Annotated in this window: 21 protein-coding genes; 11 read left to right on the forward strand and 10 right to left on the reverse strand. The window is 68.2% G+C overall.

What is annotated here, in order from left to right:
* Positions 1–3: 3 nt before the first annotated feature.
* Positions 4–1,356: an alpha/beta fold hydrolase gene (locus tag AB0M15_RS03485; RefSeq protein WP_363813453.1), complete on the reverse strand. Its 1,353-nt coding sequence runs from the start codon at positions 1,354–1,356 to the stop codon at positions 4–6.
* A gap of 125 nt (positions 1,357–1,481) precedes the next feature.
* Here AB0M15_RS03485 and AB0M15_RS03490 point away from each other — a divergent pair, with 125 nt between their 5' ends.
* Positions 1,482–2,297 (forward strand): NAD(P)H-binding protein, encoded by an 816-nt coding sequence (locus AB0M15_RS03490; protein ID WP_363813455.1) that lies wholly within the window; start codon positions 1,482–1,484, stop codon positions 2,295–2,297.
* Between the two features lie 7 nt (positions 2,298–2,304).
* On the opposite strand, the gene AB0M15_RS03495 is transcribed toward AB0M15_RS03490, so the two are convergent.
* The 5 genes from AB0M15_RS03495 to AB0M15_RS03515 are packed head-to-tail and all read right to left on the reverse strand — an operon-like array spanning position 2,305 to position 6,163.
* Positions 2,305–3,234, reverse strand: coding sequence for a GNAT family N-acetyltransferase (locus AB0M15_RS03495; RefSeq protein WP_363813457.1), 930 nt, complete (start codon positions 3,232–3,234; stop codon positions 2,305–2,307).
* Entirely contained in the window at positions 3,231–3,929 is a 699-nt protein-coding gene (locus tag AB0M15_RS03500) for an NADH-quinone oxidoreductase subunit C (RefSeq protein WP_363813459.1), read from the reverse strand. Before AB0M15_RS03500 ends, AB0M15_RS03495 begins: the two co-directional genes overlap by 4 nt.
* Complete coding sequence (locus tag AB0M15_RS03505; protein WP_363813461.1) at positions 3,926–4,513, reverse strand: NADH-quinone oxidoreductase subunit B family protein; 588 nt, start codon at positions 4,511–4,513, stop codon at positions 3,926–3,928. Before AB0M15_RS03505 ends, AB0M15_RS03500 begins: the two co-directional genes overlap by 4 nt.
* 5 nt (positions 4,514–4,518) lie before the next feature.
* Positions 4,519–5,370 carry an alpha/beta hydrolase gene (locus AB0M15_RS03510; RefSeq protein WP_363813463.1) on the reverse strand — a complete coding sequence of 284 codons (852 nt, stop codon included), beginning with the start codon at positions 5,368–5,370 and terminating at the stop codon, positions 4,519–4,521.
* A 7-nt stretch (positions 5,371–5,377) separates the two neighbouring features.
* Entirely contained in the window at positions 5,378–6,163 is a 786-nt protein-coding gene (locus AB0M15_RS03515) for an SDR family oxidoreductase (RefSeq protein WP_363813465.1), read from the reverse strand.
* 143 nt (positions 6,164–6,306) lie between these two features.
* Between AB0M15_RS03515 and AB0M15_RS03520 the strand changes: the two genes are divergently transcribed.
* The 9 genes from AB0M15_RS03520 to AB0M15_RS03560 all read left to right on the forward strand — a co-directional run bounded on the left by AB0M15_RS03520 (position 6,307) and on the right by AB0M15_RS03560 (position 15,820).
* Positions 6,307–7,776, forward strand: a complete 1,470-nt coding sequence (locus tag AB0M15_RS03520) for a cytosine permease (RefSeq protein ID WP_363813467.1) — start codon at positions 6,307–6,309, stop codon at positions 7,774–7,776.
* Entirely contained in the window at positions 7,773–8,300 is a 528-nt protein-coding gene (locus AB0M15_RS03525) for a cysteine hydrolase (protein WP_363813469.1), read from the forward strand. The genes AB0M15_RS03520 and AB0M15_RS03525 overlap by 4 nt, the downstream gene beginning before the upstream one ends.
* On the forward strand, positions 8,297–9,016 hold the full coding sequence (locus tag AB0M15_RS03530; RefSeq protein ID WP_363813471.1) for a GntR family transcriptional regulator: 720 nt from the start codon (positions 8,297–8,299) through the stop codon (positions 9,014–9,016). The genes AB0M15_RS03525 and AB0M15_RS03530 overlap by 4 nt, the downstream gene beginning before the upstream one ends.
* Positions 9,013–10,155, forward strand: a complete 1,143-nt coding sequence (locus AB0M15_RS03535; RefSeq protein WP_363813473.1) for an ADP-ribosylglycohydrolase family protein — start codon at positions 9,013–9,015, stop codon at positions 10,153–10,155. The genes AB0M15_RS03530 and AB0M15_RS03535 overlap by 4 nt, the downstream gene beginning before the upstream one ends.
* A complete protein-coding gene (locus AB0M15_RS03540; RefSeq protein WP_363813475.1) occupies positions 10,152–11,063 on the forward strand; it encodes a PfkB family carbohydrate kinase in 912 nt (303 codons plus the stop codon). Before AB0M15_RS03535 ends, AB0M15_RS03540 begins: the two co-directional genes overlap by 4 nt.
* A 457-nt stretch (positions 11,064–11,520) precedes the next feature.
* The gene (locus AB0M15_RS03545; protein WP_328329674.1) at positions 11,521–11,649 is read left to right on the forward strand and encodes a hypothetical protein; all 129 of its coding nucleotides are present in this window, start codon (positions 11,521–11,523) and stop codon (positions 11,647–11,649) included.
* A gap of 15 nt (positions 11,650–11,664) precedes the next feature.
* Positions 11,665–11,835, forward strand: a complete 171-nt coding sequence (locus AB0M15_RS03550; RefSeq protein WP_363813477.1) for a hypothetical protein — start codon at positions 11,665–11,667, stop codon at positions 11,833–11,835.
* 113 nt (positions 11,836–11,948) lie between these two features.
* Positions 11,949–14,870, forward strand: coding sequence for an AAA family ATPase (locus AB0M15_RS03555; RefSeq protein ID WP_363813479.1), 2,922 nt, complete (start codon positions 11,949–11,951; stop codon positions 14,868–14,870).
* Positions 14,871–15,007: 137 nt separating this feature from the next.
* Complete coding sequence (locus AB0M15_RS03560; RefSeq protein ID WP_363813481.1) at positions 15,008–15,820, forward strand: NPP1 family protein; 813 nt, start codon at positions 15,008–15,010, stop codon at positions 15,818–15,820.
* Between the two features lie 161 nt (positions 15,821–15,981).
* Here AB0M15_RS03560 and AB0M15_RS03565 read toward each other — a convergent pair whose 3' ends face one another.
* Both AB0M15_RS03565 and AB0M15_RS03570 read right to left on the reverse strand, forming a co-directional pair.
* Entirely contained in the window at positions 15,982–16,251 is a 270-nt protein-coding gene (locus AB0M15_RS03565) for a hypothetical protein (protein WP_363813483.1), read from the reverse strand.
* A gap of 186 nt (positions 16,252–16,437) precedes the next feature.
* Complete coding sequence (locus tag AB0M15_RS03570; RefSeq protein WP_363813484.1) at positions 16,438–17,454, reverse strand: dipeptidase; 1,017 nt, start codon at positions 17,452–17,454, stop codon at positions 16,438–16,440.
* A gap of 68 nt (positions 17,455–17,522) precedes the next feature.
* Between AB0M15_RS03570 and AB0M15_RS03575 the strand changes: the two genes are divergently transcribed.
* Positions 17,523–18,422: an ornithine cyclodeaminase family protein gene (locus tag AB0M15_RS03575; RefSeq protein ID WP_363813485.1), complete on the forward strand. Its 900-nt coding sequence runs from the start codon at positions 17,523–17,525 to the stop codon at positions 18,420–18,422.
* Here AB0M15_RS03575 and AB0M15_RS03580 read toward each other — a convergent pair whose 3' ends face one another.
* Together AB0M15_RS03580 and AB0M15_RS03585 are read right to left on the reverse strand one after the other, a co-directional pair.
* Entirely contained in the window at positions 18,423–18,791 is a 369-nt protein-coding gene (locus AB0M15_RS03580) for an NADH-quinone oxidoreductase subunit A (RefSeq protein ID WP_363813486.1), read from the reverse strand. It lies immediately after the preceding gene.
* A gap of 10 nt (positions 18,792–18,801) precedes the next feature.
* On the reverse strand, positions 18,802–19,614 hold the full coding sequence (locus AB0M15_RS03585) for a hypothetical protein (protein ID WP_363813488.1): 813 nt from the start codon (positions 19,612–19,614) through the stop codon (positions 18,802–18,804).
* Positions 19,615–19,763 lie beyond the last annotated feature (149 nt).

Below are 19,763 nucleotides of genomic sequence, written 5' to 3' on the forward strand. Positions count from 1 at the left end.
CTATTACCTACCCCATCGCGTTGGTGCTGCGGCGGCGCCTGTGGGAAACGATGGGCGGTTGTCCACACACTCGGCGCCGGCGGGCGGCAGGGCGAGCGTTTCGAAGTACGCGCCGAGGGCTCCGAGCACGCAGCCGTTGAACGTCGGTACTGCGCCGTGGCCGGTCGACCGGAAAGTGAGCAGCCGGGCGTTGCCGAGGTCGGCGGTGAGGCGCTCGGACCAGACGTCCGGCGTGGCGGGGTCGTACCGGCCGCCGACGACGAGGATCTGCGCACCGCTCTTGTTGCGGATCCTGCCGCGGAACGCGCCGTGGTCCTCGACCGGCCAGAGCCCGTGGATCAGCATCGGCGTGCCGTAGCTGAACCAGAAGTTCCGCGACAGGCCGTAGACGTGGCTGTCCTCGGCGGCGTAGTCGGACAGCTTGTGTGAGAACTGCTGATCCACGCTGAGCACCGCCGATCCGGAGGCGTCGACGAAGCCGCCGTTCGCGCCGGTCAGCTCGACCAGCGCGCTTGGATCGCCGGCCTCGAGTTTGGCGAGCGCGTCGGCCAGGTATCGCCAATCGGCTTGCCGATAGACGAATCCGACGGCATCCATCAGTACTTCGTCGCCCGTGACCGGCGCCGGGTGTTGCGGGTCACCGGTCGCCAGGGGGCTGGTGTTGAGCTTCTTGACCAACTCGTCGAAGGCCGTTTCGGGATCGGCACCGCCGAAGCCGCAGCGGGCCGCAGTACAGGCTGCGAAGAATCTGTCGAGCACGTCCTCGAGGGCGACGGCTTGCTCGCGGCCGTACTCGAACGGCCGGTCGTAGTAGGTCTGCGCATCGACCGGGCTGTCCAGGAGCAACGCGCGGCCCTTGCCGGGGAACATGCTCGCGTAGGTCGCGCCGATGACCGTGCCGTACGAGAGCCCGTAGTAGTTGAGCTTGCTGTCGCCGACGGCCGCGCGGAGCAGGTCGAGGTCACGAGCTACATTCGCCGTACTGAGGTGCGCGAGGATGTCGCCGCTCCTCTTCACGCAGCGCTCGCCCCGCTCCTTCACAGCCCGTACTACGGCCTGCTGGTCGATCCCCGGCGGACGCGGGAACCGAATCGGCTCCGTCACCTGGTTGTTGCCCGGCCCGCAGTCGACCCCCGGCTTGCTGGCGCCCACACCCCGCGGATCGAACCCGATCACGTCGAACTTGCTCAGCAAATGGAACGCAGGCGGCGGCGCGGTCCGCACGAACTCGACACCGGAGCCGCCCGGCCCGCCCGGGTTCATGAAGAGCGACCCGATCCGATGCGCCTGATCAAGCGTCGGCTTACGAATCAACGCCAGCTCAACCTTCTTGCCCTGCGGCTTCCGATAGTCCATCGGCACCGTCGCGGTCGCGCACTGAAAGCCGCCCCCACAGTCCGCCGCGCACCGCCCCACCGGTTTGACCTGAACCGCCGTTGAGGTCGGAAGCTGGCAGCACCAATCGAAGGAGCTGTCCCGAGATGACCACCATCCTCGTCACCGGCGCGACCGGCCACGTCGGCCGCCACGTAGTACAAGCCCTGCTGGACGCTGGAGTAGCCGTGCGGGCGCTGGTCCGCACGCCATCCCTCGCCGCCCTACCCGCCGAGGTTGAGCTAGTACATGGCGACATCTACAACCCAGCCGCTGTCGACCAGGCGGCCACCGGCGTCGACGCAGCCTTCCTACTCTGGCCAGCCTTCACCGCCGACGGAGCTGCCGAGGTAGTCACCGCCCTGACCAACCAGGTGAAGCGAGTCGTCTACCTATCGGCGATGAGCGGCGGCGGAGTATGGGCCGAACTCGAGGCGCTGCTCGCCGATGCCGACTGGACCTTCGTCCGTCCGGGCGGCTTCGCGACGAACACGTTGGAGTGGGCAGCACAGATCCGCACCGGCAACGTCGTACGACTACCGTCCCCCAACGCCGCCCGCTCCCTCATCCACGAACGCGACATCGCCGAGGTAGCAGCACAAGCCCTCCTGAACGACAACCACATCGGCCGAACCCACACCCTCACCGGCCCAGAATCCCTAACCCAGGCCGACCAGGTAGCCACCATCGCCACCGTCTTGAACAAACCCCTCAAAACAGAGGAAACCCCGCCCGCCGCAGCCCGCCAAGCAATGCTCGCCCAGGGCCTCGACCCCACCTTCGTCGACGGCGCCCTGACCTACTGGGACTCCCTGGTCGCAAACCCCGAACCAGTAACCACCACAGTCGAAACCCTCCTCAACCGCCCCGCCCACACCTACCACCAATGGGCAGAGGACCACGCCGACGACTTTCGAGGCTGAGAGTCGGTTAGAGGGGTTGGAGGAGCCAGCCGCCTATGTTTTGGCGGCCGGCTGTGGTGGCTGCGGTGATGGCGCCGGTGTTGTTGGCGTGGATGGTGCCTATCAGGATTGGGTGGGTGGTGGGGAGGGACTGGGCCATCAGGGTGGAGAGGTGGGTGCCTAGGCCTTTGCCTCGGAACGCCGGGGTGAGGATCAGTTCTTCTACTACGTAGGCGGGGAGGGCTAGTACTTCCTCGCTGTCTGTCAGGGCGCCTACGTAGCCGGCCCAGGTGCCGTCGACGGTGACGTCGAAGAGGCGACCGGCCTCTAGCGACTCCTGCAGGCTCTCCTTGGATTGGAGGTGGGCCTGAGCCGGGTGCTCGGGGTGGGCCTGGTCTACGGCGTCGTACGCGCGCTGGGCTTCGTCGTAGTGGTCTAGGGATTCGGCGGGCGTCAGTACTAGGCCGGGCGGGACGTTGCGGGGCTGTAGGTCCTTGATCAGCGCAGCGTATTGGCGGCGATCGCGCAGGGCTCCAGGGAAGGCGTCTACTGGCTCTGAGCTCCACAGGCGCACGTAGCGCGGGTGATGGATGCCGTAGAGGTCTTGGGCCGCCGCAGCGAGGGCGGGGAGGTCGCGGGTCTCCAGTGAGCGGCTCATTGGGGTGGCGTCGACGAAGGGTTTGGTGACGTCTAGTCCCTCGAAGCGCATGCTCAGCATGGCGGACAGGTCGTCGGCCACTGCCACCCAGTGGTTGAGCATCGCCTCTACCGGCGTACCAGGTGCCATCCGCTCGACGCGGGACTCGGCGATCGACCGGTCCGTCGCCAGCAGGATGTCCACTCCCGCATGCAGCTCGGCCAGCAAACCCAGCCGGGTCTCGTCATCCACCCATTTCCGGGTCAGCGGGTGCTGGCGTTCGAGCGTGTAGGCGGCAAGTTCCCAAGGATCGGGGATCACTCAGTCTCCGGCTTCGGTTCGGTTTGTTTGGCCGTACGCCGCTCGCCCGCGGCTCGACGAGGGCGTGCCGGGGTTGCCGCCGACAAGGCAGGTGCCAGCGGATCGGGATCCGGCGACCCCGGCGCCCGCGGACCCCACGACTCGGGATCAGGCACCCCCGGCGGCAAGGTGCGACGGCGGCTCGGAGCACCGGCCTTCGGCGCGTGATCGGACTCGCCCGGCTCCTTGGCACCCGGCCACGGCTTGGCGATCCGCGAGGCGAGCACGAACTCCTTGCGCAGCGGGTTCCCCTCGAAGCCGTCCGGCAGCAGCAGCGGGATCAGGTTCGGATGCCCGTCGAAGGTGATGCCGAACATCTCGAAGGTCTCGCGCTCGTGCCAGTTCGCCCCGGCGTACAGGCCGGACAGTGTCGCCAGCGAAGGAGCAGCGCGCGGGATGAGCGTGCGGACGAGAAGGTGGTCGACATGCGCGCCACCCCAGAAGTCGGCGACATGGGTGACGACCCGGAAGCCGTCGTTGAGTTCGTCGCTCGCGGTGAGGAAGTCGAAGAAGGTCAGCCCGACCTCGTCGCGCAGTACCTCGTGGGTCGCGATCCACGACTCGGCCGGTACGTCGATCGTCTCCGGGCCGAAGCTGTCCACCTTGGTCGCGCTGATCCCCGCCTCGGTCAGCGCGCCGACCACGTCATCGCTCACTGCGGCTCCACCTGAGTCGCCGCCGGCGGCGCGACCAGCCCGCGGGTCAGGGCCTGCGGAGACGGCTCGTACCGCGACGTGACGTTCTCGCCGGCGATCTTCTCCTGCAGCTTGAGGATGCCCTGCAGCAACGCCTCCGGCCGCGGCGGGCAGCCGGGCACGTAGACGTCGACGGGGATGATCTGGTCGACGCCCTTGGTGACGCAGTACGAGTCCCAGTACGGGCCGCCCGAGTTGGAGCAGGAGCCGAACGAGATCACGTACTTCGGCTCCGGCATCTGGTCGTACAGCCGCTTGATCGCCGGCGCCATCTTGTCCGTCACGGTCCCCGACACGACCATCAGGTCGGCCTGCCGCGGCCCGGGCGCGAACGGGATCACGCCGAGCCGGATGAAGTCGTGCCGGCCCATCGACGCCGCGATGAACTCGATCGCGCAGCAGGCGAGGCCGAAGTTGAAGACCCAGAGCGAGTACTTGCGGCCCCAGTTGAGCAGGTACCGCACCGGCTCGGGCGCGAGTTTCGCCAGCGCGCCCACGACCGGTCGCACCGTCGGCGTCGGCAGGTGGACCGGGCTGTCAGGCATAGAGGTCAGCCTAGTCCGACAATCTCTTCGGCGAGGATCTCTGGGTATTCGAGTGGCGCATAGTGCCCGACCCCGTCGACCAAGCGCAGCCGGACGTCGCTGAAGAAGTCGTCGAGCCGGTCCGACCAGGCCCGCGGGAACAGCGGATCGAACTCCGGCCACAGCACCACCGTCGGTACGCCGATCCGGTCGTACGAGGCCGGAGCCGTCTCAGCCGCCGACGTCGCCACCGAGCCCGCACCGGCCCGGTACCAGTTGATCGAGGCGGTGAACGCGCCCGGCGCCGAGTATGCCTCCACCAGGTGATCCAGCTCGGGTACGAAGCCCGGACCCGACCAGTGCGTCCAGAAGTGCTCCAGGTACGCCCGTACCGCCTCGGGCTGGCCGTCGACGAGCGACTCGATCACCGGCAGCTTGTGGAACGCCTGGTACCAGAACTCCGCCTGCGCCTTCTCCGAGAACACCCGCTTCCCGATCCCCGGCAGCGGCGGCGCAACCACCAGCCCGTCCACCAGCTCGGGGTGACTGCGCGCTATCCCCTGCGCGATCCGGCTACCGACGTCGTACCCCGCAAGTACCGGCCGATCGAGCCCCAGCTCCTCGATCAACCCCAGCACGCTCCGCGCCTGCCCAGCGACCCCGTACTGCGCAGCCGGGTCCACCGCGTGCTTGTCCGACTCCCCGAACCCGCGCAGATCCGGTACGACGACCTCATGCCCCTGCTCCACCAGCAACGGCACCAAGCGCCGGTAGTCAGTCCTGTCACCGGGCCAGCCGTGGAGCAGTACGACGGCAGGACCCTCCCCAGCGCGGTCGTAAACCAGCGAGAACCCGTCTACAGCTGCACTAGTCGGCATGGCTCCATCAGAGCAGATTCAGCAAGTGCCCGGGGCCGGTAGTCAGTCCGCCTTCCACCGGAAGCGTGATCCCGGTGATCCACGAAGCGTCGTCAGAGGCGAGGAAGGCGATCGCAGCGGCCACGTCCTCGCCCGTGCCGACTCGTCCGAGCGGGTAGATCGCCTTGAGCTCCTCCAGCAGCGCCTCCTTGCCGATAAACCGATCAGTGGCGACAGTGGCCGGCGCGACCACGTTGAAGCGCACACCCTTGGGGCCGTGGTCGGCGGCCAAGTTGCGGACCAGGTTGGCCAGTGCAGCCTTCGCGGCCGCATAGGGCGCAGTACCGAGCGCTACCTCTCCACTGATCGACCCAACCAGTACTACGGACCCGCGGGACTCCAGTAGATGCGGCAACGACGCCTGGATGCAGCGGGTCGCTCCGATAAAAGTGAAGTCGTACTGCCGACCCCACTGCTCAGCAGTCCCCTCCAACGCGAGGTTGTGGCCGGCCACATTCGCCAGTACGTCGAGCCGCCCGAACCGCTCCACCGTCGCCGCAACAGCCGCCTCGACCGAGGCAGTGGAGGTGATGTCGCAGTCGAGCGCCACTGCAGATCCGCCTGCCGCAGCACCTTCGGCCCGCGCTGCCTCGGCCCGCTGGGCGACCTCTGTGACGACCGAGGCGGTCCCCTCCGCGTCGATGTCGGCCGCTCCGACCAGTGCTCCTTCCGCCGCCAGGCGTAGTACCGTCGCCCGCCCGATCCCGTGGGCGGCGCCCGTCACGAAGGCCACCTTGTTCTCGAACCTCTGCACAGCCAGCTCCTAGCGTCGGGGGATCCCGACGCTAGGTCCTAGAGCAAGGTCTAGGACAAACGGCGACTCCTTGACCCGGCGACACCGCCGACCTACCGTGAACTGGACAGGACTGGACAGGTTCATTTCGGGTTGGAGCGCGAATGGCCGATCAGCTGCGGGTAGATGCTGTCGAAGGACGGACGGCACTCACGGTCGAGAGCAACGGGCTGAACGTCATCAGCGACGCAGATCGCAAAGGCACGCCGCGGCAGCTCTTCTGGCCGTGGTTCGGCGCCAACGTCTCGGTCCTCGGCCTCAGCTACGGCGCCTTCGCGCTCGGCTTCGGCATCTCGTTCTGGCAGGCAGTCATCGCCGGAGTCGTCGGGATCGTCTTCTCGTTCCTGCTCTGCGGGCTGATCGCCCTGGCCGGCAAGCGCGGCTCGGCGCCGACACTGGTACTGAGCCGGGCGGCGTTCGGCGTACGGGGCAACAAGCTTCCGTCGCTGGTGAGCTGGCTGCTGACGGTCGGCTGGGAGACCGTGCTGACCATCCTTGCGACGCTGGCCACGGCGACCGTGTTCGAGCGACTCGGCTGGGGCGGCGGCTCCATCACCAAGGTGATCGCGCTGGTCGTCGTCGGCACGCTGACCGTCGCATGCGGCGTACTGGGCTTCGACCTAATCATGCGGGCGCAGACGGTCATCACGGTCGTCACCGGCGTACTGACCGTCGTCTACATCATCCTTGTCGCCGACCAGGTCCACTGGAGCGCCGTCAGCTCACTGCCGAGCGGCTCGGGCCAGGCGGTGGTCGGCGCACTCGTCTTCCTGATGACCGGCTTCGGCCTCGGCTGGGTCAACGCCGCCGCCGACTACTCCCGCTATCTCCCCCGTACTGCGTCCAGCCGGGGCGTGATCGGCTGGACAACCTTCGGCTCGTCGATCGCACCGGTCGGGCTGTTCGTGTTCGGACTCCTGCTGGCCGGCTCGTCGCAGGACCTCAGTACCTCCATCGCGGCCGACCCGATCGGCGCATTGGCCGAGGCGCTGCCGACCTGGTTCCTGGTGCCGTTCGTGATCGTGGCGGTGCTCGGACTCGTCGGCGGCGCAGTACTGGACATCTACTCGTCCGGCCTTGCGCTGCTGTCGGTCGGGCTGCCGGCACCGCGGTACGTCGCCGCCTTCATCGACGGCATCGTGATGATCGCCGGGACGATCTACGTGGTGTTCTTCTCCAGCGACAGCTTCCTGGCCCAGTTCCAGGGCTTCCTGATCACGCTCGGCGTCCCGGTGGCGGCCTGGTGCGGCATCATGCTCGCCGACATCGCCAGCCGTCGCCGCGACTATGCGGAGGCCGAGCTGTTCGACCGACGCGGCCGGTACGGCGACACCCAGTGGTTGCCTATAGCAACCGTCGTGATCGCGACGGCGATCGGCTGGGGACTGGTCACCAACGGCCTGGCCAGCTGGCTGACCTGGCAGGGCTACCTGCTCGGACCGCTCGGCCTCGGCGGCAAGCAGGGCGCGTGGGCGTTCGCCAACCTCGGCGTACTCTTCGCGCTGGTCATCGGCTTCCTGGTCCAGTACTTCGTCGCGCGGCCGCAGGTGCGTGCTCAGGAGCAGGTCGCATGACCGTCCTCGCGCTGATCGACCTGCAGCGGATCTTCGCGGAGCCGGAGAGCGGCTGGGCGACGCCCGACTTCCAGCGGGTGATCAAGCCGACGCAGCAGCTCATCGACCTCATCCCGACCGTCGTGTTCACCCGCTTCGTCGCGCCCGCCGAGCCGACCGGGTCGTGGATCCCGTACTACGAGCAGTGGCCGTTCGCGTTGCAGCCGCCGGACTCGTACGCCTATCAACTGGTGGACGAGTTCCGGGGTGCGCCGACTTTGGACAAGACGACCTTTGGCAAGTGGGGGCCGGAGTTGGCCGAGGCGGTCGGGCCGGGTGGGCGGCTGGTGCTGTCCGGCGTGACGACTGATTGCTGCGTGCTGACGACGGCACTCGCGGCGGTCGATGCCGGTGTACGGGTTCAAGTGGTTGCGGATGCTTGCGCCGGGGTCGATGAGGCGAGTCATCAGAAGACGCTCGACATCATGCGGTTGTACTCGCCGATGCTCGAGGTCGTGACGGTCGAGGAAGTACGCAACCAGTGATCCGTGGGGTGAACCTCAAGCACGAGCGGATCGCGTCCATCCTGGCCCGGGAGATCCGCTCGGGACGGGTCGGGCACGGCGATCAACTGCCGGGCGAGGTCGAATTGGCCAGGCGGTTTGCGGTTAGTCGCAATACGGTTCGGTCGGCTCTCGCAGTACTGAGTGAAGACGGATTGATCACTACCCGGACCGGTAAGGGTTCGTTTGTACTGTTCGACGGGCGGCCGCTGGACGATCGGCTCGGGTGGTCGCATGCGCTGGCTCAGCAAGGTGTCGAGACGCGGGTGCAGATGCTGCGGCTCGCCCACGAACAGGACCACGAACTGGCCGACCGGCTCGGGCTGGACTCCCCCGACGTCATCGTCATCCAGCGCCTGCGGGTAATCGTCGGCGGCGCCGCCATCTCGATCGAACGCAGCTGCATCCCTGCCCTCGACGAACTCCGCGACCTCCCCGAACGCGGCCTGGACGACAACTCCATCACCGCCACCCTCGCCCGAGCCGGCCTACACCTGGACCACGGCGAGCAACGCCTACGAGGCCGCCCCCTGGACCCCGACGAAGCCACCCTCCTCGACCGCCCCGAAGGCACCTGGTTCCTCCACACCCGCCGAGTCAGCTACACCCCCGACAACCGCTTCGCCGAACAGGTAGACAGCCTCCTCGACCCAGAGCACTTCGAGTTGAGCCTCAACTACACAGGACCCACAACATGACGCCCAACGACCCCACCGCCTTCGGCGGCGGGGAGAGGGACGGGGGCGCCGCTCCCCAGGCGAGCGGCTCTGCCGCAGCCTCACGCGCCGCGGGCGCGTTGTATGGGCTGGCTATCGGGGATGCGCTCGGGATGCCCACCCAGTCATTGCCTAGGGGACTCATTGTTGAGCGCTACGGGGAGGTGATTGGTGGGTTTCGGGCGGCGCCTGATGATCAGCCGTTGGCGGCTGGGATGGGGGCTGGGGCGGTTACCGATGACACCGAGCAGGCTGTGTTGTTGGGGCGGCTGGTGGTGGAGTCGGGTGGGAAAGTGGACGGGCGGGAGTTGGCGCAGCGGTTGCTGGTGTGGGAGGACGGGATGCGGGCGCGGGGGTCGCTCGATCTGCTCGGGCCGTCGACCAAGCGGGCCATCGACGAACTGCTGCAGGGCAAGGACATCGACGAGACCGGGCGGTACGGGACGACCAACGGCGCCGCGATGCGGATCACGCCGGTGGGGATCGCGACGCCTTCGGACGACCTCGACCTGCTGATCGAGCGAGTGATCGCCGCCAGCGCGGCAACCCACAACACCGGCCTGGCGCTCTCAGCCGCCGCAGCCGTCGCAGCGGCCGTCAGCGCAGGCATAGACGGCGCAACCATCCCCGAAGCAATCACCCACGCCATCGCAGCAGCAACCAGAGCTTCCACAAGCGGCCACTGGGTAGCAGGCGCAGACGTCGCCACCCGCATCAAGTGGGCAACATCGCTGGTGGCCGGCATCGAGCCTCCCCCGGCGGCCGGCACCGAGCCGGCTGCCTCCCTGATCGACACGGCGCCTGGCAACACCCCTCCTAGGCCGGGCGCCGTGTCTGCACTTCTGTACGACCTGGTCGGTACCAGCCTGGCCAGCCAGGAATCAGTACCGGCCGCATTCGCCGTCCTCGCCGCCTACCCCGACGACCCCTGGCTGGCCGTCCGCCTCGCGGCATCCGTCGGCGGCGATACCGACACCATCGCCGCCATCGCCGGCGCGATCGCCGGCGCCTGCCACGGCCTCAACGGCTTCCCCACCGATGCCCGCACCACCGTTGCCAACGTCAACAACCTGGACCTCGACACCCTCGCGACCCAGCTCCTGAAGGTCCGCGAAGGATGAGACTCCTCCACCTCGGCAACGTCGTCATCGACCTGGTCCTGACCGTCGGCGACCTACCACCCCGCGGCGGCGACGTCATCGCCTCCAGCACCGCGACGACTCCAGGCGGTGGCTTCAACGTGATGGCCGCCGCCGTCCGCCAGGGCCTCCCCACCCTGTACGCCGGTGCGCACGGCACCGGCCCCTTCGGAGCACTGGCCCGCGAAGCCCTCGCCACCGCGGGCATCGAGTGGTTGCACCCGGCAAGGGAGGACCTGGACACCGGCTTCGTCGTCACCCTGGTCGACTCCACCGGCGAACGCACCTTCGTCACCAGCCGCGGAGCCGAGGCGACTCTGACCGGCGACGAGCTCCCGGCGCCGGCCGACGACGACCTCGTGTACCTGTCCGGGTACAGCCTGTTGCACGACTCCAACCGAGCCGCCCTGCTCCCCTGGCTGGCCAAGCTGCCCGACGACATCGAGGTCTTCTTCGACCCGGGACCGCTCGTCGCCGAGATCCCCGGGTACGCGCTCGAGGCAGTACTCGACCGCGTCGACTGGTGGAGTTCCAACGCCGCGGAGGCCACCCTTTTGACCGGCCTGGTCAACCCGGTCGATGCGGCTCGCGCAGTACGGGGGAAGACGTGCCGGGCCGATGTACTCGTCCGCACTGGACCGGGTGGTTGCGTGCTCGCAGTACGGGGTCAGGGCGTCACGCAGGTGGACGGGTTCGCAGTACAGGCCGTGGACCTCAATGGCGCTGGAGATGCGCATGCCGGGGCCTTCCTGGCAGGGATTGCCCAGGGCAAGGAACCGGCCGAGGCTGCCCGTCGTGCGAACGCAGCGGCAGCCCTCGCGGTGACCCGGCGCGGACCGGCCACCGCACCCACTAGGGACGAGCTAGAGGCCTATCTAAGGGCCCAGTAGGCAGCGCATAGGGAGTAGTGCTGATGTGGCCCTCCTCCTCAGGCGAGCACAGTCGTGGCATCGACCGAAGCTCCCGGAGGACACCATGTTCTACCTCACCATGCCAGCGCTCCAAGCGGAGGTTTCCTACCGTCAGGAGCGGCTCAAGCGTGATTGGCAGCGTCCGCTGTGGTTCAAGCGCACGCCCAGGAAGCCGGTGAGCAGCACACAATGCCTGCCGGCGGTACGGGCCAGGCACGCGATGTGAGCGCCCGACCACCACCCACCCCACCGACCAGAGCGGCCGAGACCTTCACCCAGGTCTCGGCCGCTCTGCTGTTCCCAGGCCACTCCTAGGCGTCAAGCCGATTACCTAGTAGGCCCCTAAGACCCCCGGATAGGGACTAGTTCGGATGTGCCGCCCCTCCTCAGACGAGCAGATTAGGGGCATCAACCAAAGCAGCCAGGAGGCAGCGAGATGTTCACGAACGAGTCGGTCAAGGCAGAGGTCAGCTACCGCAAGGAGCGCCTCACCCGCGACTACCGCCGGTCCGCCGGCAAGCCGGTGACCCGCCGGATCGTCCACCTGTTCACCAAGAGCGCCTGAGGGGAGGAACACACCATGTCCATGTTCATGAGCACCCAGTCAGTCCAGGCGGAGACCGCCTACCGGCAGGAGCGGATCAAGCGCGAGTACGGCCGGGCCAACGGCCGCCGGCTGCGCGCGAAGAAGGCCACGAAGGCCGAGCCGCTGCACGCCCGCCGTTCGCTGCGACCCACTACCGCCGCATGATCGCCGTGGCCGCCGTCCCCGACCGGATAGTCCCGGTCGGGGACGGTGTTTTTTCCGCCGCGGACGCACCGCGGACGGGATGCCGTCGAATTGTGTCGGTGCAAGGGGCGAAGATGGACGACGTGCCCTGGAACTCGACACCTCTCGTCGGCCGCTCGTCCGAGCTGGCCGCACTGCTCAGCGCCGTCGACGAGGCGAAGACCCGCCGCGCCGGCGCGATCCTGCTGTCCGGTGACGCCGGCGTCGGCAAGACCCGGATGCTCGACGAGGTGGCCAATGGGGCGCACGAGCGCGGTTTCGGCGTCCTGGTCGGGCACTGCACCGACTTCGGCGACGCCGGCCTGCCGTACCTGCCGTTCACCGAGATCTTCGGCCGGCTGGCCGACGAGCGCCCACAGGTGGTCGAGAGCGTCCTGACCAACTTCCCGGCGATCGGCCGGCTGCTGCCGACCCACCGTCTGATCGGCGCGCAGACCGTCCCGCAGGACGGGCAGCTCGACCGCGCCGCGCTCTTCGACGCCGTACTGGGCGCCTTCACCGCGCTGTCGACCAGTGAGCCACTGGTGGTGATCATCGAGGACGCGCACTGGGCCGACGACTCCAGCCGCGACCTGATCGGCTTCCTGATCACCCGGCTCACCTCGCAACGGCTCGCGCTCGTCGTGTCCTACCGCAGCGACGACCTGCACCGGCGGCACCCGCTGCGCCGGCCGATCGCCGAGTGGTCCCGCAATCCGCGCGTACGCCGGGTCAGCCTGCTGCCGTTGGACGCCGCCGACTCCCGCACGCTGCTGACCGCACTGCTCACCGAGCCGCTGCCCGAGCTGGAGGAGCTCCGCATCCTCGAGCGCGCGGGCGGCAACGCGTTCTTCACCGAGGAGCTGGTCGCTGCAGCGTCGATGGGCGACGCCGACGCGGTGCCACCGGATCTGGCCGACCTACTGCTCGTCCGGCTCGACCCGCTGTCGGACGATGCCCGCCAGGTCGCCCGGGTGATCGCGGTGGCCGGCCGACGCGTTCCGCACACGCTGCTGACTGCTGTGGCCGGTCTGCCGGACCGTGAGCTGGATGCTGCGCTGCGGGAGCTGATCGACGCGCACATCATCGAGCACCCGGGCAATGCGAGCTACTACTTCCGGCATGCACTGCTGGCCGAGGCTGTGTATGACGATCTACTGCCGGGTGAGCGCGTGCGGCAGCACGCGGCGTACGCGAAAGCTTTGAAGGACCAGACCGTCGCCGGTACTGCGGCAGAGCTGGCCGGGCACGCGACCAGGTCACACGACCTGGCCACTGCCTTCGAGGCGCGCGTACGAGCTGGGCAGGAGGCCATCTCGGTGGCGGCGCCGCAGGAGGCGTTGAAGCACTACGAGATGGCACTGGAGCTACTGCCGAACGCAGCGCCCGACGCAAGCATCGACAAGACCTGGCTGATCGTCGAGACCGCTGCCGCGGCAGCCCTGTCCGCGCAGCATCTACGCGCGGTCAAGCTGCTGCGCAAGGCGCTGAGTGAGTTGCCGGCCGACGCTCCGCGGCTCCAGCGAGCGGAGCTGCTGATGCCGCTGGCCGAGATCGCGCTGACCATCGACAACGACCAGGAGGCGCACGAGGCCATCTCGCAGGCGCTGCGGTTGACGTCGGACGAGCCGGCGACGGTGTTCAAGGCTCAGGTGGCCTCGATGTACGCGCGCGTCTCGGATGCGCTCGGGCGGCCGATGGAGGCCGAGCGTTGGGCCCATGAGGCGTTGCAGATCGCTCGCGAGGTCGGCCAGGAGTCGGCGGCGAGCGACGCCGGCATCACGTTGGCTCAGTTGCGTCGGCGGGCCGGCGACCCGGTGGCCGCGGCCAAGCAGCTGGAGGAGGCGGCCGTCCGGGCCCAATTGGCTGGTGATTCGGCGGCGGAGGTACGCAGCCGGTTCTTGCTCGGGTCGAACCATTACGAGATGGGTGACCTCGCCAGCGCCAGGAACGCACTGCAGTTGGCGGCTGAGCGCGCAGGCGAGTTGGGGCGTCAGTGGGCGGCGTACGGGTTCGATGCTCGGCGGACGCTGGCGCTGACCCAGTTCGTACTGGGTGAGTGGGACGAGTCGGCCGCGACTGCCCGGACCGACTCGATGACGCCGGCCGCGGCGGAGGCCGCGCTGCGTGGAGTGGGGCTGAACGTTCGTGGCGGCCGTGGTGACACGTCGGTCGCCGAGGAGCTGGAGCGGCTGCGCAAGTGGTGGTCGCTCGACGTGATGGTGCCGATCATCGGCCTGCAACCGGCGGTCGACGCCTATCTCCGGCTCAACCGGCCGGCCGAGGCGGAGAAGCTGATCACCGACGTGTCGTCGCTGTGCGCGGAGATCTTCCAGACCGAGTGGTTCATGGCCCGGATCCGGTTCTCGACGCTGGGCCTGCAGGTGCTGTGCCATCGCGTCGTCCATGAGCCGACCGCGGCGGCCGAGCTGGTCGCTCGCGGGGCTGAGCTGGTGGCCGACGGGCAGTCGACCGCCGAGAAGGGGATGCCGCCCGGTCGCGTGCTGGGGGTCGAGGGGATCGCGTGGCTGGCCATGCTGGAGGCGGAATGGGAGCGCCTCCGCTGGCTGGCCGACATCGACCCGCCGACCCCGGCCGAGCACGTCGCGACCTGGCAACGCACGGTCGACGCCTTCGGCTACGGGGACATTCACCAGCAGGCGTGGGCGCGGCTGCACTTCTCGGCCGCCTTGCGAGCGGCCGGGCGGGTTGCCGATGCCAACGAGCAGGTGACCCTTGCGGTGGAGACCGCTCGCCGGCTCGGCGCGAAGCCGTTGCTCGACGAGTTGGGTGGAGCCGAGGGTGGGGGCGGCACCGGGCCGGCGGCACTGACGGCGCGCGAGACCGAAGTACTGGCCCTGCTGGCCGAGGGGCGGACCAACCGGCAGCTGGCTCGCGAGCTGTACATCTCGGAGAAGACGGTGAGCGTTCACGTCTCGAACATCCTGGCCAAGTTGGGCGTTCGGAGCCGGACCGAGGCGGCCGCGGTGGCTCGGCGGGACGGGTTGCTCGAGTAGAACTGTTCACTTGGCGTGGGGGCTTGTTCACTCGGAGTCGATTCTTGTTGGCGTGAAGTATGTACTGACGTGCCCTTTCGGTGTCATCCTCTTCAACGTTCGCAACCGCCCAGCGACATCGTTGAAAAGAGCGAAGCATGGACAAGCTGTCGCCCCCTTCCGCCCCCAAGCCACCGTCCAAGCGCCGGCGCCGCGTCGTCGGCGTCGCCCTCGGTACCGCCGCCCTGATGGTCACCTCCGCGGCGCTCGCGTTCGCCGCCCCACCCCAGGGCCTCCCGCAGAACGCCGGCGGGTGGGAGCAGTCCTTCTCCCCGGCCTACGACTACGACACCGACGGCTGCTACGCCACCCCCGCCATCGGGGCGGACGGCACCCTCAACCCCGGCCTGAACCCGAGCGGCGCAGTCAACGGCAACTGCCGCGACCAGTCCGACCTGGACAACTCCCAGACCTACGCCCGGTCGTCCTGCAACAACGGCTGGTGCGCGGTCGTCTACGCCAGCTACTTCGAGAAGGACCAGGCCGTCGCCGGCAGCAGCCTCGGCGGCCACCGGCACGACTTCGAGCACGTCATCTCGTGGATCAACCAGGCCGCGAACGAGGTCCAGTACGTGACCACGACGCAGCACTCGAGCCAGGTCACCTACACCCGCTCACAGGTCCGCTTCGACGGCTCACACCCGAAGGTCGTCTACCACAAGGACGGCCTCAGCACGCACTTCTTCCGGCTGGCCAACAGCAACGACGAGCCGCCGGAGAACCACTACCACAACTGGCGCTACCCCCCGCTGGTCGACTGGAACGGCTGGCCCAGCACCGCCCTCCGCGACACCCTGATGAACGCCGACTTCGGCTCCGCCACCATCAAGATCACCGATAAGGACAACCGCTTCCACAACCTCCTCAACGCCTCCAAGCCCGCAGGCATCCCCTTCGACCCCTGGGCCTGACCGCCCGTGGGTGCCACCTCCCGAGGTGGCACCCACCAAGGCCGCCGCATGTGAGGTGGGCACCCAGCTGCACGGTGGGGTCCGGGGCCGGGGGGTAGGTGGCCCGGGAGCCGACGTTGTGCAGGCGGGTGCCCACTATCACCGCTGGGCACGTACCAGGGTCAGTGGTGGCCGCGCGAGCGGTGCTGTGGATGGGCGGGTAGTGGGAACCAGGTCAGCCGCGGCTCCTGCCGGCGGCGGTACCTGATCAGGTCGTCGACCGTCGTCTCAGGACGGTCGGACCGTGGTCGCGTGTTGCGGTCGGAACGGGGTCGGCCGTTGGGCTCGACGATGCGCTCGAAGACTTCTTGGGCCTGGCTGAGCTTCACCAGCAGGATGGCCGCGATGCCACTTGCTGCCGCCGCAATCAATACCCAGAGTTGCCAAGACATACCCCACCGCCCCGTATTCGCCCCGTATCCCCCAGTAATTACTGTAACCCCGATCTCAGCAATTGGCGATGGTCTCATCGCAATCCGTTACAGAGCGAGGTTTCCGAACACAACCGTTGACCGATGCAATAACCAAGGGTGACGAGGCAACGATCTCCATCCGCCGCAGATGCTCACGCTCAGTGATCAGTCCCGGTGCAGGACGCGGACCAGATTGGTCCCCAGAATCTTCCGGATGACGGGTTCGGGCAGGCCGCGCTTCTGCAGCGCCTCGGTGACCAGCGGCATCCCGGCCGGCCCCTCCAGCCCGGGGACCAGGATCGCGGTGTCGAGCCCCTCGATGATCAGCGGCAGGTCGCAGGCCGGGATCTTCTCCCCGAACACCTCGTCGACGAAGTCGCTGCCCAGCCCGACATGATCCTCGCCGGCCACGCTCACGACGTACTCGATGTGGTCGGCGAGATGCTCGACCGTGGGCCGCGGATCGGCGGTCAGGAAGCCGGCGAAGAAGTTGACGCAGACGACGCCGCCGGTCGCGGCGATCCCACGGAGCTGCTCGTCGGTCAGGTTGCGGTGATGCTCCCGTACGGCGAAAGCACTCGAGTGCGACGCCACAACGGGCTTCGTCGCCAATTCGAGAATGTGCTCGACCCCGCGCCGACCGACATGCGAGACGTCGATCAGTACGTCGAGCTCCTCCAGCAACCCGACCGCCTCGACCCCGGCCTTCGTCAGCCGGCTCCCGGTCGCGTCCTCGCCCGAACCGTCGCCCAGCGCACTCCGCCCGAAGTGTGTGAAGGACGCCATCCGTACGCCGAGCCGCTCCAGCGTCTGGAAGATCTCCACGTCCTTGTCGATCTGCGGACAGCCCTCGAGCGCGAGCACCAACGCGATCCGCCCGGCCGCGACCGTCTCGTCGATCTCCGAACCGGTCCGGCACAGCGTCACCTGATCGGCATTGCCCTCGGCGATCCGGTGCGCGGCCTCGATCATCCGCAGCGTCTCGCGCAACGCACCTTCAGGCAGGAACTCGCTGTCCAGAAACACCGGCAGCACCTGTACGTCGATCCCGCCCGCCCGCAACTGCGGAATCCATCGATCACGGAAGTACTCGACCCAGACCTCCTTCGGCCGCCGAGCCACCAGCATCAGCAGGTCGTTGTGCCCATCGGCCACCACCGCGTCGCCGTGCAGGTCCGTCATCGGTGCCCCTCCAGCTGTCGACTGTCCAGCCACGCTATAACGTCGCCGACCATGAAGGAGCTGAGCTCATGAAGGTCCTCACCGCGGCCGACGTCCGCCGTACCGTCTCGATGCCGGCCGCGATCGACGCGGTCCGCGAAGGCTTCCTCGAGCTGGCGGCCGGGAACTTCGTGCTGCCCGCCCGGCAGATCTTCGGCGACGGCACGGTGCTCGTGATGTCGGCGTACCACTCCCCGACCGGCACCGCCGTGGTGAAGAAGATCGGCATCAACCTCAGCCAGGTACCGGCGATCCGCGCGACCGTCATCTGGACCGGCGGCGGCGAACAACTGGTCGCCGACGGCACCTCGATCACCACCCTGCGCACCGGCGCCGTCGTCGGCGTCGCCACCGACCTGCTCGCCCCGCCCGACGCGACCCGCCTGACCCTCATCGGCACGGGCGCCCAAGCAGCCGATCAGGTCCGAGCAGTCCTCGCCGTACGCCGAATCGCCACGGTCACCATCACCGGCCGCAACGAAGCCCGCGCCACCGCCTTGGCCGAAGCTCTCGCCACCGAATTCCCCTCCGTCACCTTCACCCCCACCACCTCGATCGACGAAGCGATCGCCACCCCCGACATCATCTGCTGCGCCACCTCGTCAACCACCCCGCTCTTCGACGCCGACGCCCTCCCCCAAACCGTCCACGTGAACGCCATCGGCGCCTTCCGCCCCACCATGCGGGAACTCCCCCGCAACCTCCTCGCCACCGCCTCACTCGTCATGGTCGACCAACGAGATGCGGCCCTGGAGGAGTCCGGCGAAATCATCGACGCGCTCGCTGCAGGCGCAGTACAAGAAGCCGACCTACTCGAGCTGGGCCAAGCCCTCACCACCAGCCCGAACCCAACCGGCCGCACAGTCTTCAAATCAGTAGGCATCGGCTGCCAGGACTGGTCCATCGCCAGGGCCCTCGCCGAGCACTGATCAGGTCCAGCTGAGGATGCCCTTGCGGTAGGCGTAGAGCAGGCCGACGGCGACGAACGCCAGGAAGATGAACATCTCGATCAGGCTGGCGACGCCGACGGCTGCGAAGACGGTGGCCCAGGGGAAGAGGTAGACGGCGTCGACGGCGAAGATCACGTAGAGGTAGGCGAAGAGGTAGTACCGGATGTGGACCTGGGCCCAGCCTTCGCCGACCGGGTCGACACCGGACTCGTACGTCTTGAGTTTGTCGGGGGTCGAGTAGGTGATCGTCAGCGCCTTGTTCAGCGCGAAGGCACCGAGGAGCCCGAGCAGGCCAAGGACGACGATCGCGCCAACCACGCCATAGGTCTGCGACAGGAGCCCGATCATGGGCGAGAGCTTAGTTGGTACAGAGCAGCAACGCGTCGATGGCGACGATCGGGCCGTAGCCGGATTTCACGTCGGCGATCTGGAGGCGGAGCCGGTTGACGCCGAGGATGTCCCGGTTCAGCCAGGTCTCGCTCTCCTGCTTCATGTCCACCTTGCCGACCAGCGTGTTGCCGTTGAGCAGCGACGCGCGGATCGTGCCGTCGGTGATGTTGCCCAGCCAGGTCCGCACCCAGCGGCAACCCGTGCTGTCGACGTCACCCCAGACGAGGCCGGCCTTGTCCGCCAGCACCTCCGCCTCGGCGCGCCGCGGACCTTCACTCACCGGGACGACGTTGAACTGGGGATGCCCCTTGCCGCCCGCCGCGAGCAACGGCTTCTTGAAGATCCCGCGATACACGTAGTGCGAGAACCTGACCGTCGGCGAGACAGCAGCGGCGTACGGCGCCTGCGCACCGATCGACAGCCGGTACGTCCTGATCGACCCGGGCAGCTTCCGCGGGATCGTGATGCTCGTCCCCACTGTCACGCCGTAGCCGATCTCCTCCCACTTGCGCGCGCCCGACCAGCGCTGCAGCGAGACGCGCGACCTGGCCACCGGCGCCGGCGTGATCTGCCCGACCACCGTCAGCACGCCCTTGGTCGCGTCGGTGGTCTTGATACTGGTGATCTTCACGGTCCGTACCGGCGTGGTGGCGACCACCGACGGCACCGAACGAGCGTCCTGGACGGCCATCGCGCTCTCGGCCGGCACCGCGGAGGCGGCACAGCCACTCAGCGGCAGGACCAGAACGGCCAACAGAGCAAGGATGGGACGAACGCCCATGGTGGAACTCCCTCGGGCCCGGGTGGGCCCCGGGGTAGATCACAGCTTGATGAAGACACTCTTCCCGACCCGGCTGCGGATGGCAAGCGAGCGATTGCCCTCCGTCACACTGAAAGGTTCGGCGGCCCGCACCGAATGCTTCGGCATGC

Origin of the sequence: Kribbella sp. NPDC051718 (genome assembly GCF_040681515.1) — a bacterium.
Taxonomy (GTDB): domain Bacteria; phylum Actinomycetota; class Actinomycetes; order Propionibacteriales; family Kribbellaceae; genus Kribbella.